A 14,638-nucleotide genomic window follows, 5' to 3' on the forward strand; every position below is an offset into this window, starting at 1 on the left:
ACCGCAGCAGGCCGACGTTTCCTTATTTGGTCGAAGTAGTCAGTTCGGCTGTCGATCTAGGCTGCGACTTGGTATCTGGCTTTGATTCGTGCTGAGTTTTAGCTGAATAGTGGGTCTGTTTGTCGAAGATCATCAGTAAGCTTGGTAGCAAGATGAAATCGACCACCAGCGCAATGAAAATCACAATCGCGCTGAGTAAGCCCATGTCGGAGTTGAGTCTGAAGCTCGACATCGCCAGTACAGAGAAACCGGCCACTAGCACAACAGTGGTGATCCACAAAGCGCGACCTACGGTGTGGAAAGCGTATCGAACCGCTTCTTCTGCTGATTTCCCTTCGATTCTTGCGCGCTGGTATTTACTCAAGAAGTGCACCGCATCATCAACCACGATACCCAACGTGAGCGTGACCACGACTGACAAACCTAGGTTGATTTCACCTGAGATAAGCGCCCATAAACCAAAGCCAATGATCGCAGGCGCAATGTTGGGCACTAGGCTGATCATGCCTAAGCGAACCGAGCGCAATGCAAAGATCATCAAGCCAGAGATAAGCACTAGGGTGATAGGCAAAGTTGATAGCATGCTCGCCATGTTGGTTTCGCCAATATGAGCAAACATCAGTGACGGGCTCGAAGCCACCACTTCATATTGCGGTGCATTGGCTGCAAACCATGAGTAAATGCGCTCTTCGAGTTCGACTAGCTCAACGCTGCCAAGGTTATCGACGGTGAGTACCATTTTGATCGATGATTTATCGACGTTGATCTGGTTGTTCAAGTCCAAGCCGTACGGCAGAGACATTTCGTAAAGCAGCAGATATTGCGCGGCAAGTTCACGGTTCAGCGGTAGCTTGTAGTAGCTGTCGTCGTCGGCATGCATATTCTTGTTCAAACGCATGTAAACATCAGAAAGCGTGGCGACATGGTCGGTTTCTGGTTGAACACGTAGCCACTCAGTAAAGTCACCAATCGCTTGCAAGAACACAGGATCAGCAATCGCTTGAGACTCGTTAGTTTTCACTGCGATACTGAGGGTTGTCATGCCGCTTACGGTCTCTTCCATGAAGTCGGCCGCTTGTCTGAATTCACTTGAGGTATCGAAATACTTCACCGATTCATCGTTGACTTTGTTGAGCGGAATTAACGCGGCAGCGCCAACAATCACTAGCGTAGAAATCGGCAGCAGTGCTTTACGGTTAGTTACGACAAAATCGCCCAGCTTATCCATGAAGGTGACTTTGTCTGCCGCCTTAGGGTTGGCAGGTAGACGTTTGACTGGCAGCAGTTTTAGCAACGCTGGCAACATAGTCACAGACAAGAAGCACGCAATAAGTACACCCAGTGCCGATAAGTTACCGAAATCACGCAGCACTGGTGAGTCCGACATGTTCATCATCAGGAAACCAATCGCAGTGGTCACCGAGGTGATCAGAATCGGCATCGCATTGAGCTTGATGCTGTATTGAATGGCTTGTGCTTTCTCCATACCGCGCTGCATCGCTTGTCTCATGGTCACAATCACGTGAACACAATCAGCCACCGCCAAAGTTAAAACCAAGGTTGGCACATTCACGGTTGCGGTACTCAAGAACATCCCTGCCCAACCAGACAATCCCATGGTGGCAACAATCGAAGAGATGATCACAATGAGCGTCGCCACCACACTAAAGAACGAGCGCAGCATAAAGGTCAGGAACACCAGTACCACCAACAGCATTAAGGGAACGAGCGTTGAGCTGTCTTCTTGAGCCGAAGTCATAAACGCGTTGTTCATGGCTATGATGCCCGCTTTATGGAATTCGACATTAGGATACTGAGCTTGGTACTTGCCGATCATGGTATTGATTGCCGCAATCACCTCTTGCACTTCTGCGGTTTTGTCCACTTCTGGCAGTTGCACGGTGACGTTCACAATCGTCACATCGCCAGAGGCCGACACCAAGGCATTCTTAAGCAACGGCTCGTTAAGGGCGATCTGTTTTACTTTGGCGATGCGTTCTGGTGTGTGTTCGTACTCTTCATACAGCAAGTCTTCTACCAAAAGATCATCTTCAATGGCTTCGGTGTGCTGATAATTAGCAAGGGAATCGACACGGCTTGAATACGGGATCTGCCACGCATCAACCGTGAGATTTTGAATCAGGGTGAGAGTTTCAGGGGTGAAGACATTGCCATCTTCAGGTGCGACAACAATCGCAAGGTTGTCGGTTTTTGCAAAGGTGGTTTGGATTTCATCGAACGCCATCAACTGCTTGTTGGTGCCTTCGAAGAAGATGTTGTAGTCCCCTCTAAAGTAGAGGTTCTTAGCCCCTAATGCAGAGAGAATGATGATTGAAAACACCACCAGCAGAACGATAAACGAACGCTTGGTAGGTATTGAGTGCCAACTGTTTAGATCTGTGTTTGCGCTATCGGCATTAGGGTTATCTCGGTTTTGCTGATCGAACGTGGGCTTCTGGCTGTCATGTTTCATCACAGTCTCCATTTGTGACGATTCGTCATATTTGTGTCATAAAAAGCCAGCCGAAGCTGACAAAAGACACAATGCTTAGTCAAACACTCAAGAAAACCAAAACCACACTAGGCTAAACTTAAATTTATGACGAATCGTCACTAATGGTTATTAATAAACCCACATAGGTGGGCTTAGTTGAAGCTTATCGACCTACTGACTCTAAGTAAGCGACTTCTTCACTGAACAGTTCTTGTTCTACACGACGCCAAGTTTTGCGGTAATCCCAGTCACTAGAAAGGGGCTGCCAATTGAGGCCGTCTAGAATCATGTTCGCGTTGTGTAATACTGAATACGGGTCTTGTAACCGCTTAATACAATGACTGTTTGATGCATTCTGTGACAAAGCATTTGAACCAAATGCGATTGACCAGTTAGCAAAAACGATGGCATCTGAGCCAACGCCAGAAGAGAACTTTAGGTCACCCGCTTCTACCGCTTGGTTAACCATAGAGTCGCATTGTTCAATCACCAACTCTTCCAGTTCATTCATCTCGGCGACGCGTGCACTAGACGCTTTCTCTAGTACCCACGGGCTTTTAGCCATGATCGCACAGGTTGATAGTACCGGTTCCATGCGAGCATAGATTCGGTAAGCAACGTGCAATGCGACGATCTTTTCACGTGTGTTGCCTTCAAACTCTCCAGAGCGAGCAAACATCATTGCTTCTGTCTTGAGAGAGTGAATACATAACGCTAAAACGACGTCTTCTTTGCTGCAAAAGTGATTGTATATCGTACCTTTAGAATAAGAGCTCGCTGCCGTTAGCTTGTCCATCGTGAGGTTTCCGAAACCTTGTTCTCGAACCAGATCTTTTGCTAACAACATCAACTCTACTTCTCGGTCTGCAATAGACTGCTGCTTTTTAGACAACACGCCTTTGCAACCAAAGATACCTTGTTTATCGCCTTTACAACCAAAGCCAAACATAATTTTTTAGTCCGTATATGAGCTTAGCCGTTATCTAAGCTTCGCCAGTATTTAAAACACTCCTATCCAATATATTAACACGAATAGTAAATTCATGTAGTTAACCATTTTGTGACGCTTCGTCATTTCTGACTTATCGTCATAATAGCGCAAATATTGATCATATCAAGGGGTTTTGTAAATTAAATACATTTTGTGAATGGAAAGAGAATAAATGGGATATAGCTAAGAAAATCATCAATAGTTGACCTAAAGAGAAGACTTTAAAAGAAGACCTGTATTGTGACCAACAGAATGTGGACGCGAATTGGGCATTCTTAACCTAACAAAGAATGTCGGCACTTTAAGCTGCTATGCGTTTTCATGCCCAATGATTCCTAGCTTAAACCACAAGAATGAATGACTGTAGGCTTACTTTATGGGGCAGACGTCTCCTTATGGTCAATATTTGGCTTACTAATGCCGTTTTCTGTTAAGTTGCTATAAATTCGGTAAGGGGTGACTTACAATAGTGACAACGACTTACCTTTTTTGAGAACACGATATTGAGCGCCAAATATTCTTATTTAGCTTGGCAAGTGAATACTTTTAGCCCTGCAGAAAAGCTGGTTTTATTGATGCTTGCAGACGGTGCTGACGAATTCGGCTACACCAATGTGTGCCTACAAACAGCAGGTCAACTTTGTGCTCTCTCTACGTTTGGTTTAGCCGACTGTCTTAAGTGTTTAGTCGACCAAGGTTTTCTCGATAAGGTAAAAGTAGATTATCGGGATAAAAAAGAGATTCACGTTTTCAAAATGCTCATTGAGCAAGAGCAAACTGCGGCGCACGTTGAGGTTCAACCGACCAATAGTATTCCGGTCTACTCTACGGCACCTGCACCTGCACCTGCACCTGCACCTGCACCTAAGTTTCAGCCTGCTCCGGCACCAATGCAACACATGCAGCAGGCCCCTCGCCCACAAGGTCGAGGCTCAATGAACAGCAACACCGTCTCTACTCATGATCTCAACGAAGAAGAGATACCATCATGGGCAGAACGTGCGTTTAAATTCTCCGGTTTGACCGGTGACCATAGTTTAGTATGGAAGAAATTTGTCCTCTGGTATAAAGCCAAAGCCAATGAATTAATGCCATTATCTCGGATTGAATCCAAGCTGCAGTACTGGCTAGTTAACGAGAAGCAAAATGAAAGACAACAACAGCAGAAGACCTCTCAATATTCAGGAAATGCAGGACAAGCTCAAGGAAATGGGTATAGACAAAAGCTTAGCCCATCTGAACGCTTCAGGCAGCAGCTCATTCAAAAAGGCAAAAAGCCAACCTTCTGAGCCAGCTCAACCTTTTGTACCTGACGCTACAGGTCCATTAGTACCTGAAGTGATTGAAGCGCAAAGTACCGAAGTGAAAGTAGCGGCTGCACAAGCTGCGGATTCTGGTGCGTCTCAACAAGTACCTGTTGTTGATCAAGATCCTGCAGAGCTGGAACTAACCGATTGGTGTATTCACGTGTTCGGCTCTTTCTTGAGCGTGTACGAAACGCAGTGGGAATATCAGTACGGTAGTGAGCCAAGCGGTAAGTTCATTGAGTTTGCCAACTCAGTCGATTCAGACGGCCTTAACCGCGTGCTAATGCACTGTCATGAACGTATTCAACTTGGCAACAGTTGGCCGCCGCAAATGGGTGAGCTTTGGATCCTGAAAGATTCTTTGACTGAAGAGGAGTTGTTGGATAGCCGTATTCGAGTGTTGTCACGCTCTGCAGATAATAAGATTGAACAATGGTTAATCCAGAATAAACTGTACGATTTAAAGCGCACGGCTGAAAACAAACTCGATGGCCTGTTCAAGAAGTATTACTTGGAAGCGAAACGTTTAGATGAGAAAGGCATGCTTGAAACTGAGTTACCAGAATTCCTTCTTGCCGCTAACTCTGTAAAGAACCTGAACGATTTAAAACGTGAAGAGTACGAAAGTAAACACGGTAAAGCGATTAACCCAAGAATTCAGCGTATTCTGAACAGTAAAAAGTAACCATCCGCTTGCTATCTGTTATAAGAAAACAGAGTAGCGATTACACGGTTAACAGATACAAAAATGCCAGCTATCAAGCTGGCATTTTTTACGAATTCTTACGAACTCTACAAATATCCGTGACCAACGGTACGTCTGTCACTGACTGCAAGTAATTACAGTAGGTGGATAGTTGCGTTTAGCGTGAATACGCCAGAGTCGTCATCTTTCATTTTGAAGTTTTGGTAGCTAGCGCCTACAGATAGTGGACCAAAGATGAAGTATTCAGCGCCTACACCGTACATGATATCAACATCGTCTTGCTTGAAGCCATCAGCTTTAAGCTCGTAAGAGTGAAGACCACCCTTCGCGTATACGTGAAGAGGACCAAAATCGATGCTTGGTTTAATCGCTAGGTAAGCAGTGCTTGCGTCTAAATTCTTAAGATCGCGGTTGCCGTAATTAACGCTGCCGAAAGAACCTAGATCCCAGTAACCCGCTTCAACACCGATTAGTGGAAGGATACCTGTACCTACGTGGATGCCCACCGCGTTTTCATCTTCACCAGCGAATGAGTTTTGACCACCCATTACACCGCCGTACAACCAAGAATCAGCCATTGCTGTTGAAGATGCACCTAGTAGTGCTAGTGCCAATAACGTTTTTTTCATATTCGACCTTTTTCGTCCTAGTGGCAGGCCTTGAGTGGTAATAAATTGCCACCAAGTCGCCCTGTATGTAATAACTATTCAATTAGTAATGCAATAAGCAAGATTTATACCCAAACCTTGCCATTGCGTCTAGCTTTATTCCTTTAGCAAGCATCAATCGCGTTTTTAACACGCTTATCTGATACTGGGTAAGGCGTACCGAGCTGCTGTGCGAAGAAGCTTACACGAAGCTCTTCTATCATCCAACGCACCTCTTTTACATTTTCTGGAACCGCGATCCCTTTTGGAATTTTATTCAGCAGTTCTTTGTAATCATTCATTACTGACTCAACTTTGATCATGTGAAGACGATCTTTATTCGGGTCAATTGGCAGTTTTTCCATGCGGCGTTCAATCGCTCTCATATAGCGTAGAATATCCGGCAGGCGTTTCCACCCACATTCTGTGGCAAACCCCTTAAAAATCAAACCTTCTACTTGAGCTTTTATGTCAGAAAGTGCGAATGCCATAGAAAGATCGACACGGCCTTTTAGCTTCTTACTGATGCTGAATGCCGTGGTTAAGATGGTTTCAACCTGTTGAGCAATCTCAACTACCGTATCACCCAACTCTGCACGTACGTGCTCTTTCAGTGCTTCAAACTGCTCTGGTTCCCAAACCAAACCGCCCTTCTCTTCAATCAGCTTATCAATACCACAAGCGATACAGTCATCGATTAAATCAAGTACCTGTCCGTATGGGTTGAAGTACAAGCCAAGTTTCGATTTGTTCGGCAAGTTAGAGTGCAAATATTTGATCGGCGATGGCACGTTCAACAGGATTAAACGACGTTGGCCCGATTTCATTGCCGAGATCTGCTCTTGCTCGGTTTCGAACAGTTTGATCTCTACGCTGTCTTTGGTATCCACCAACGCAGGGAAGGCTTTAACATCGTAGCCACCACGTTTCTGTTGGTAGACTTTTGGTAATTCACCAAAGCTCCACGTGTGCAGGTTCTGCTGCTCGATATCGTCGTCTGCCACTTTAGAAAGCGTTTCTTGAACCTTGTCTTTCAGGCTCTCTTTCAACTCATGCAGATCTTTCTGTTCTTTCAGCTTACGCTTGCGATGATCTACAGCGCGGAATGTTACCTTTAAGTGCTCTGGAATCTGGTCTAACTTCCAGTCATCACGTACCACTTCCACACCCGTCATGCGGCGTAGCTCTTTCTCAAGAGAATCCAGTAACGGTGCTTCAAGCGGTGTCACACGTGCCAAGAATGCATCTGCGTAGTTTGGCGCAGGTACAAAGTTACGGCGTAGCGTTTTAGGTAGTGACTTAATTAGGCTAATCACCAGTTCCTGACGCAGGCCTGGGATCTGCCAATCAAAACCGTTTTGGTCAATTTGGTTCAAGATAGGCAGCGGAATGTGTACCGTTACACCATCGTTGTCGTCACCTGGTTCAAATTGGTAGCTCAGTTTCAACTTAATACCGTTTTGGTGCCAGAAGTTCGGATAATCCAAATCAGTAACGTGGCTAGCATCGCCTCGGAACAGCATCGACTTTTCAAAGTTAAGCAGCTCAGGAGTTTTCTGACTGGTCTTCTTCCACCACGTATCAAAATGACGGCCTGACACTGCCTCTTCGCCAACACGTTGATCATAGAAGTCGAACAGTTCATCATCATCGATCAAGATGTCGCGACGACGCGATTTATGCTCAAGCTCTTCGACTTCTTGTAGAAGCTTACGGTTCTGCTTGAAGAAAGCGTGTTTGGTTTCCCACTCACCTTCTACTAATGCACTACGTACAAACAACTCACGGCTGACGGTTGCATCAATCGCGCCGTAGTTCACAAGGCGCTTAGGTACGATTGGGATTCCGTAAAGCATCACTTTTTCGTGTGCCATTACCGCTGCTTGTTTCTTCGACCAATGTGGTTCGCTGTAACTGCGTTTAATCAGGTGTTTCGCTAGCGGTTCAATCCATTCAGGTTGAATCTTCGCGATAACACGGCCCCAAAGTTTTGAGGTTTCTACCAGCTCCGCAGACATGATCCACTTAGGCTGTTTCTTAAATAGGCCAGACGCAGGGAAGATGTGGAAGCGTGCATTACGTGCACCTTGATACTCATTCTTCTCTTGGTCTTTCATACCGATGTGCGAAAGCAGACCTGATAGCAGTGACATGTGAATGCCATCGTAGCTGCCCGGTTCTGTATTCAACTTAGTATCCAGTTCACGCATTGCTTGGTGAATTTGGAAGTACACATCTTGCCATTCACGGATACGTAAATAGTTGAGGTAATCTTGCTTACACTGTTTGCGGAACTGGTTACTCGACAATGCTTTTTGCTGCTGCTTGATGTAATCCCATAAGTTCACAAACGTGATGAAGTCAGACTCTTTATCGAAGAAACGCTTGTGCTTGTCATCAGACGATTGTTGCTTATCTGATGGACGCTCACGCGGATCTTGAATCGACAACGCAGACGCGATCACCATCACTTCGTGTAGGCATCGGTTACGTGGCGCTTCAATTACCATACGCGCTAAACGTGGATCGATAGGCAGTTTTGCCAGCTTACGACCAATCGCGGTTAGCTTCTTCTTGTCGTCGCCGTGGTTCTTGTTTTTGTTCGCTGACGGTTCAACGGTGGCGATCGCACCAAGCTCTTCAAGCAGCCTTACACCGTCTTGAATGTTGCGCTTATCCGGCGCTTCAACAAATGGGAACGCTTGAATGTCGCCTAGACCAAGCGCTGTCATCTGAAGAATTACAGACGCTAGGTTAGTACGAAGGATTTCTGGGTCAGTAAACTCTGGGCGTGATTCGAAATCTTCCTCTGAGTACAGACGAATACAGATACCTTCCGCAACACGACCACAACGACCTTTACGCTGGTTAGCACTCGCTTGAGATACTGGTTCAATCGGTAGGCGTTGTACTTTAGTTCGGTAGCTGTAGCGGCTAATACGCGCCGTACCCGGGTCGATAACATACTTGATGCCCGGAACGGTTAACGAGGTTTCTGCCACGTTGGTTGCCAGAACGATGCGTCGACCAGTATGAGACTGGAAGATACGGTTCTGCTCACCCGCCGATAGACGCGCGTAAAGCGGGACAATTTCGGTATCACGAAGGTTGCGTTTACTTAATGCATCTGCGGTATCACGAATTTCTCGCTCACCGTTCATGAAGATCAAGATATCGCCAAGGCCTTCATCACACAGCTCATCAACGGCTTCAAAGATGCCTTCGATTTGGTCGCGGTCTGAATCACTTTCATCACCACCTAATGGGCGGTAACGCGTATCAACTGGGTAAGTACGACCAGACACTTCAATGATCGGTGCATTGTTAAAGTGCTTAGAGAAACGCTCTGGATCGATGGTTGCCGACGTGATGATCACTTTCAGATCAGGACGCTTTGGCAGTAACTCTTTCAGGTAACCCATGATGAAATCGATGTTCAGGCTACGTTCGTGCGCTTCATCGATAATGATGGTGTCGTACTGATTTAAGAAACGGTCGTGTTGAATCTCCGCCAGTAGAATACCGTCGGTCATCAGTTTGATTTGGGTATTGTCAGAAATCTGGTCGTTGAATCGAACCTTATAACCAACGAACTCACCCAGCTGTGTTTCCATCTCTTCAGCAATACGGTTCGCAACCGAACGCGCCGCAAGACGACGGGGCTGAGTGTGACCAATTAAGCCAAAGCGGCCGCGGCCAAGCTCAGAACAGATTTTTGGTAGCTGAGTGGTTTTACCCGAACCCGTTTCACCCGCCACGATAACCACTTGGTTTTCAGCGATGGCTTTCGCGATGTCTTCGCGCTTTTGGCTAACCGGGAGAATTTCTGGGTATTCAATCGTTGGTTTCTGTGCCGCGCGCTGAGTTGCCGTCATCATTGACTTAGCAATGTCTAACGCAATCTCATCAAAGACAGCGTGCTTAGCTTGTTCGTTCTTAATTTTACTCGCACCAGCAATTCGCTTACTCAAACGGAAGCGATCGCGCATCATACATTCGTTGAGCGCTTTACGAAGAGAGGCTGGGCTATTCTGAGATGATTTGTTGTTTGTCGCTGATTGTTCAGCAGATTTTTTCGATGCAGCTTGGTTTGGTTTCGCTTTGCTCTGTGAAGAACTTGGCTGTGCTGCATTCTTGTTGTTATCTGCTTTTTCCGGAGACGAAGTCAAAGCGTGTCCTATTCTTGTACTTATTAAACTCGCGCGATTATATCACAAGTCTCAAACAAAAAAGCCTGACAGCAAAGGGAAAACCTTTAGCTATCAGGCTGATTAATCTCGCTAACACTCGCAGGAGCTATGAAAGCGCGGTCAAATGTAATTCGTACTTAGTCAACTCTGGTTTAAAGCTAACGTTAAAAACTGCGCTTAAAACTCATATTGGAAGTAGACCGTGTTGTAGTTACTGCCGCCTTTGATACGACCATACTGAGAGGATTTTTCAAAGATCGCAGAACGATGATGCAATGAATAACCGAACCATAAGTTGTTCAAGTCATTCTTACCAATCAAGTCGCCAACGTTGACATCGAATGAGAAGTCTAAGTAGTTCAATAGATGGCTTGCGGTGTAACCTTTACGGTCCATCTCAGAGCCTTCGATATAGGTAATCGAATCGATGTAAGACATACCTTCTGCCACACCAACACGCCACTGAGTTGGCCAATCAAAGGTGTAATACGCTTTGATTGCGATAATGTATTCGGTGCTGCTCGATTGAACGTCTGAACTCCAGTGGTGCGCAATACCTGGGGTTAAATAGATATCCAGTGGCAAACCGAAGATCTCATCGGTTAACGGGTGTCCATAGAAGAACGAGGTCAACTGGTTGTTGTATTCGTCTTTCTCTCGATTGAACTTCATGATGTCGCCAATATTGGATGGCGTTCCCCAGCCGTGTGCGACACGTAAGTACGGCGCATTGCTCAGTTTAGGTTTTGGCGCTTTCTCTTTGTCGTTAAAGAAACCAAAGCCAAGGTACAATTCCCCCTGATAACGGTCTTCAACAATCGAAGAATCGTAAGCGTTATCGTCCAATCGAGTCACACTGGTTGAACCCAATAAGTACAAGTTAGAAACCACATGGTAACGCGTTTCAACACCAACATTTAAGTCAACACCAGCACCAATGGTTTCATTAGATGCGGAGTAATACTCACTGTTGAAATCAGCACTTTTATAACGCAGCGTCGCGCTCGGGTAAAACTCCCAATCTCCAGTTTCATACTTGGCTTTAGCTCGTAAGTTACCGTGGAAGTTGTATTCACTGTCGCTCATTAACTCCGTCTCGACAGACCAATAATCATCAAGTTGGTAGGTCAGTTGAGCACCAAAGTCCGCCGTATCGCCTTCAATCGCGTTCTGCTCAGATGCAGGAATATCAATAAAGCGCATGCGAGAGATAGCATTGAAAGACCACTTCTCATCGTCAGTTTGATAGAGGTATGCCCCCATCTCAGTACCGTCAATAAACACATAATCGTTCTTGAAAAACAGCATCGGTACGAATGAGCTAACCGATTGGTCGCCACCAGACGTGTCATAAGGGATGCTTGCTGTACGGAACATTGCAGCGATGCCCCACTCTTGCTCTTCAGCGGCCCACGCATTAGCACTTACGAAAATGCCACTTAGGAAAGCGCTACCTAGTAAAACCAATCCAGATGAAGGAAGAGTCGGTAAATATTTGAGCTTCATTCTTGTGTAATTACTCTTTGAAAAAATATTGTGTTACTGATTAGACATTTATTAACCATGACGGCTAACTATTTTTAGGTTTGCTCGGCATTGACCGTTACAATGTAGAATATTCTCGGTTAAATGAAAGTATTGTGAAAGTCTCCGAATTACAAAACATTATAGATCACTTACCCAAAGATTCCGATCCAGATATTGTTATGGGTGAGGCGTGGTTGCCTGAGCGTTTGGTGGATACCAACCTAGACGGTGACATGCTATTTCTTGAATTCGATAATGCCCCTGAAGACAATCAAGGGGATGAAGAAGGCCGTGGCTTTGTTGAGCACGAGATTGCTATGATTCGAGAAAAGCTCGAACTGTTATTAGACGAGCCTTCCGATACCAAGACCAAAGCCGATGCCCTTTTGGCAATATTTCTAATGGGCCATGAACTTTCTAGCTCAGAAGTTATCGAAGTTCTTGAATCAACAGAATCTGAAATGGCAGAGCCTGAGATTGCAGAGTTTAAAACAACAGAATCTGACTCAGTAGAACTTGAAGCATCAACGCTTGAAACCACAAAGCCAGACACAAATAAGATCGAAACAAAAGTACACCACGACGACTAGCCACCAACGATTTTAGGTACCGTATTGAAACCCTCTACGACATCATCTCTTCCCCTGTTACTCGCCGGACCCATTTTAAGAAAAACCACCGCGACTGAAGTAGTCCTTTGGTTAGCCACCAGCTCGCCTCTTACAGGCAGAGCCGAGCTTCATACTCAAGAAATAGACGATTCTGAAGCAGCACAAGACCAGCCGTTTTATACCTCATCGCTTGAAGAACATGATTCGATTCAAATCGGTACACATGCGTGGATAACGCTAATTCGCTTACAAGGTGAGTTTCCGACTAATACGCTGCTTGAATATGACTTTCACACAGAGTCAGGTTCACTAAAAGAGCTCGCCCCTCACCTTGTTTACAACGGTAAATCTCGCGTTGAGTTTAAGATATCGACCTCAGCTGATTACATTCTTCATGGCTCTTGCCGCAACCCGCATCATCCAAGCAAAGACAGCCTAGTTGCAGGCGATAACAAGATGGCCGATCAAACCGTCGATGAAAGACCCGACATGCTGATGATGAGCGGCGATCAGATCTACGCCGACCATGTGGCAGGCCCAACACTTGATGCTATTCAACAAGTGATTCACCTGCTTGGCCTTGTAGGCGAAAGCTTACCGACTGACTCGCAAATTAAACAAATCAACAACAGTGACGCTCTGTATAACAGTGAATACCACTTATACCAGCGTCATCACTATTTGCCGCACCACACAGCTTCAGAATCCATGCTCGATAAGTTATTCCCGAACCGTGGCGTGCCGATTTTTAGCTCTACCGATTGTGAAAACCACTTGGTCACGCTGTCTGAGTTTATTGCGATGTACTTATTGGTTTGGTCTCCGACACTGTGGCAATGCGTCAATCGAGAGCGTTTAATTGAGAATAACTTCACTCAAGGTGGACGCCAATTAACACCGACTGAGCAGCAACAATGGCGTGATGAAAGCGTCATCATGGATGATTTCATTGCTGGCTTACCGCAAGTGCAACGTCTGTTCGCGCATATTCCAACGTACATGATCTTCGATGATCACGATGTGACGGATGATTGGAACCTTACCGTGGGTTGGGAGCATGCCGTCGACCAAAACCAGTTCGCGACCCAAGTCATTGGTAACGGCCTTGCGGCTTATTGGATGTGTCAAGGTTGGGGTAACAAACCGGAGAGCTTCGACGAAACGTTCATCGAGCAAGCAAAACAGCTTTTTGTCGCTCAACCGCTCATTACTAAACAACCGCGCATTAGTAAACAAACTCATAATGAAGCCGGCAATGCAGCGACTACTCACTCTATTGGCAACATCGAGCCAGACAAGCATCAAGCCTTTATTGAGATGCTGAGTCGCTTTGAAGAGTGGCATTACACAATAGATACCTCACCCAAAGTCATTGTGTTGGATACTCGTACGCGTCGTTGGCGTTCAGAGTCACGCATGAACAAGCCTTCAGGTTTAATGGACTGGGAAGCCTTGATTGAGTTTCAACATCAGTTAATGAATCAAGATAAAGTGGTGATCGTTTCTGCTGCACCGATGTTTGGCGTGAAGTTTATTGAAACACTGCAAAAGATGGCGACCACAATCGGCAAGCCATTAGTGATTGACGCTGAAAACTGGATGGCACATCCGGGCAGTGCTAATACGCTGATTAGCATCTTTACCCATACCAAAACACCGACCAACTTCGTGGTACTTTCTGGCGATGTTCACTACTCCTTCGCTTATGACATCAAGCTTAGGTATCGTCGCAACAGCCCGAACATCTATCAAATCACCTGCAGTGGTATTAAAAATCAGTTCCCTGCTCCGCTGCTTAAATTCTGCGATGTATGGGACCGCCTGTTATACAGCCCTCGCTCAGTTTTGAACTACTTCACTAAGCGTAAACGCTTGAAGATCGAAAAGCGAAGCCCTGACAATCAGACCTTCTATCGCCTTTCAAACCGCAGTGCGATTGGAGAATTGAGGCTAGACACTGATGGGAAACCGCAATCGATCACGACACTCAGTGGCGACGGTAAAATTACCCGTTTCCCAGAGCCCGATTGATAAAATGCTCCTTATCGCTCGCGTATCCGTAATGTCAGTTTTTAGTAAAGACGCTTGCGATCACACTCTGTAGACCCAATAGTTATGCTTATGGTTATAGTTGATAGCTATCAGCGTTACGGAACTCGATACAA

General features: G+C 45.8%; 9 protein-coding genes. 4 read left to right on the top strand and 5 right to left on the bottom strand.

What is annotated here, in order from left to right; all coding sequences use genetic code 11:
- Positions 1-22: 22 nt before the first annotated feature.
- Together AB4263_RS13930 and AB4263_RS13935 are read right to left on the bottom strand one after the other, a co-directional pair.
- Positions 23-2,485, bottom strand: a complete 2,463-nt coding sequence (locus tag AB4263_RS13930; protein WP_240700408.1) for an RND family transporter — start codon at positions 2,483-2,485, stop codon at positions 23-25.
- 172 nt (positions 2,486-2,657) lie between these two features.
- Positions 2,658-3,443: a TetR/AcrR family transcriptional regulator gene (locus AB4263_RS13935; RefSeq protein ID WP_372098393.1), complete on the bottom strand. Its 786-nt coding sequence runs from the start codon at positions 3,441-3,443 to the stop codon at positions 2,658-2,660.
- Between the two features lie 545 nt (positions 3,444-3,988).
- On the opposite strand from AB4263_RS13935, the gene AB4263_RS13940 reads away from it, so the two are divergent.
- Together AB4263_RS13940 and AB4263_RS13945 are read left to right on the top strand one after the other, a co-directional pair.
- The gene (locus AB4263_RS13940; protein ID WP_372098394.1) at positions 3,989-4,774 is read left to right on the top strand and encodes a hypothetical protein; all 786 of its coding nucleotides are present in this window, start codon (positions 3,989-3,991) and stop codon (positions 4,772-4,774) included.
- A complete protein-coding gene (locus AB4263_RS13945; RefSeq protein WP_136982515.1) occupies positions 4,695-5,477 on the top strand; it encodes a hypothetical protein in 783 nt (260 codons plus the stop codon). The genes AB4263_RS13940 and AB4263_RS13945 overlap by 80 nt, the downstream gene beginning before the upstream one ends.
- A gap of 155 nt (positions 5,478-5,632) precedes the next feature.
- On the opposite strand, the gene AB4263_RS13950 is transcribed toward AB4263_RS13945, so the two are convergent.
- The 3 genes from AB4263_RS13950 to AB4263_RS13960 form a co-directional block, all read right to left on the bottom strand.
- Positions 5,633-6,127 carry an outer membrane beta-barrel protein gene (locus AB4263_RS13950; protein ID WP_017065440.1) on the bottom strand — a complete coding sequence of 165 codons (495 nt, stop codon included), beginning with the start codon at positions 6,125-6,127 and terminating at the stop codon, positions 5,633-5,635.
- Between the two features lie 143 nt (positions 6,128-6,270).
- Positions 6,271-10,314 (bottom strand): ATP-dependent RNA helicase HrpA, encoded by a 4,044-nt coding sequence (gene hrpA / locus AB4263_RS13955; RefSeq protein WP_065584190.1) that lies wholly within the window; start codon positions 10,312-10,314, stop codon positions 6,271-6,273.
- Positions 10,315-10,512: 198 nt separating this feature from the next.
- Positions 10,513-11,841: a MipA/OmpV family protein gene (locus tag AB4263_RS13960; protein ID WP_372098395.1), complete on the bottom strand. Its 1,329-nt coding sequence runs from the start codon at positions 11,839-11,841 to the stop codon at positions 10,513-10,515.
- A gap of 80 nt (positions 11,842-11,921) precedes the next feature.
- On the opposite strand from AB4263_RS13960, the gene AB4263_RS13965 reads away from it, so the two are divergent.
- On the top strand, positions 11,922-12,452 hold the full coding sequence (locus AB4263_RS13965) for a hypothetical protein (RefSeq protein ID WP_372098396.1): 531 nt from the start codon (positions 11,922-11,924) through the stop codon (positions 12,450-12,452).
- 24 nt (positions 12,453-12,476) lie between these two features.
- Positions 12,477-14,504, top strand: a complete 2,028-nt coding sequence (locus AB4263_RS13970) for an alkaline phosphatase family protein (protein ID WP_372098397.1) — start codon at positions 12,477-12,479, stop codon at positions 14,502-14,504.
- Positions 14,505-14,638: the final 134 nt, after the last annotated feature.

This window comes from Vibrio sp. 10N.261.55.C5 (assembly GCF_041470505.1).
Classification (GTDB): Bacteria; Pseudomonadota; Gammaproteobacteria; order Enterobacterales; family Vibrionaceae; genus Vibrio; species Vibrio crassostreae_C.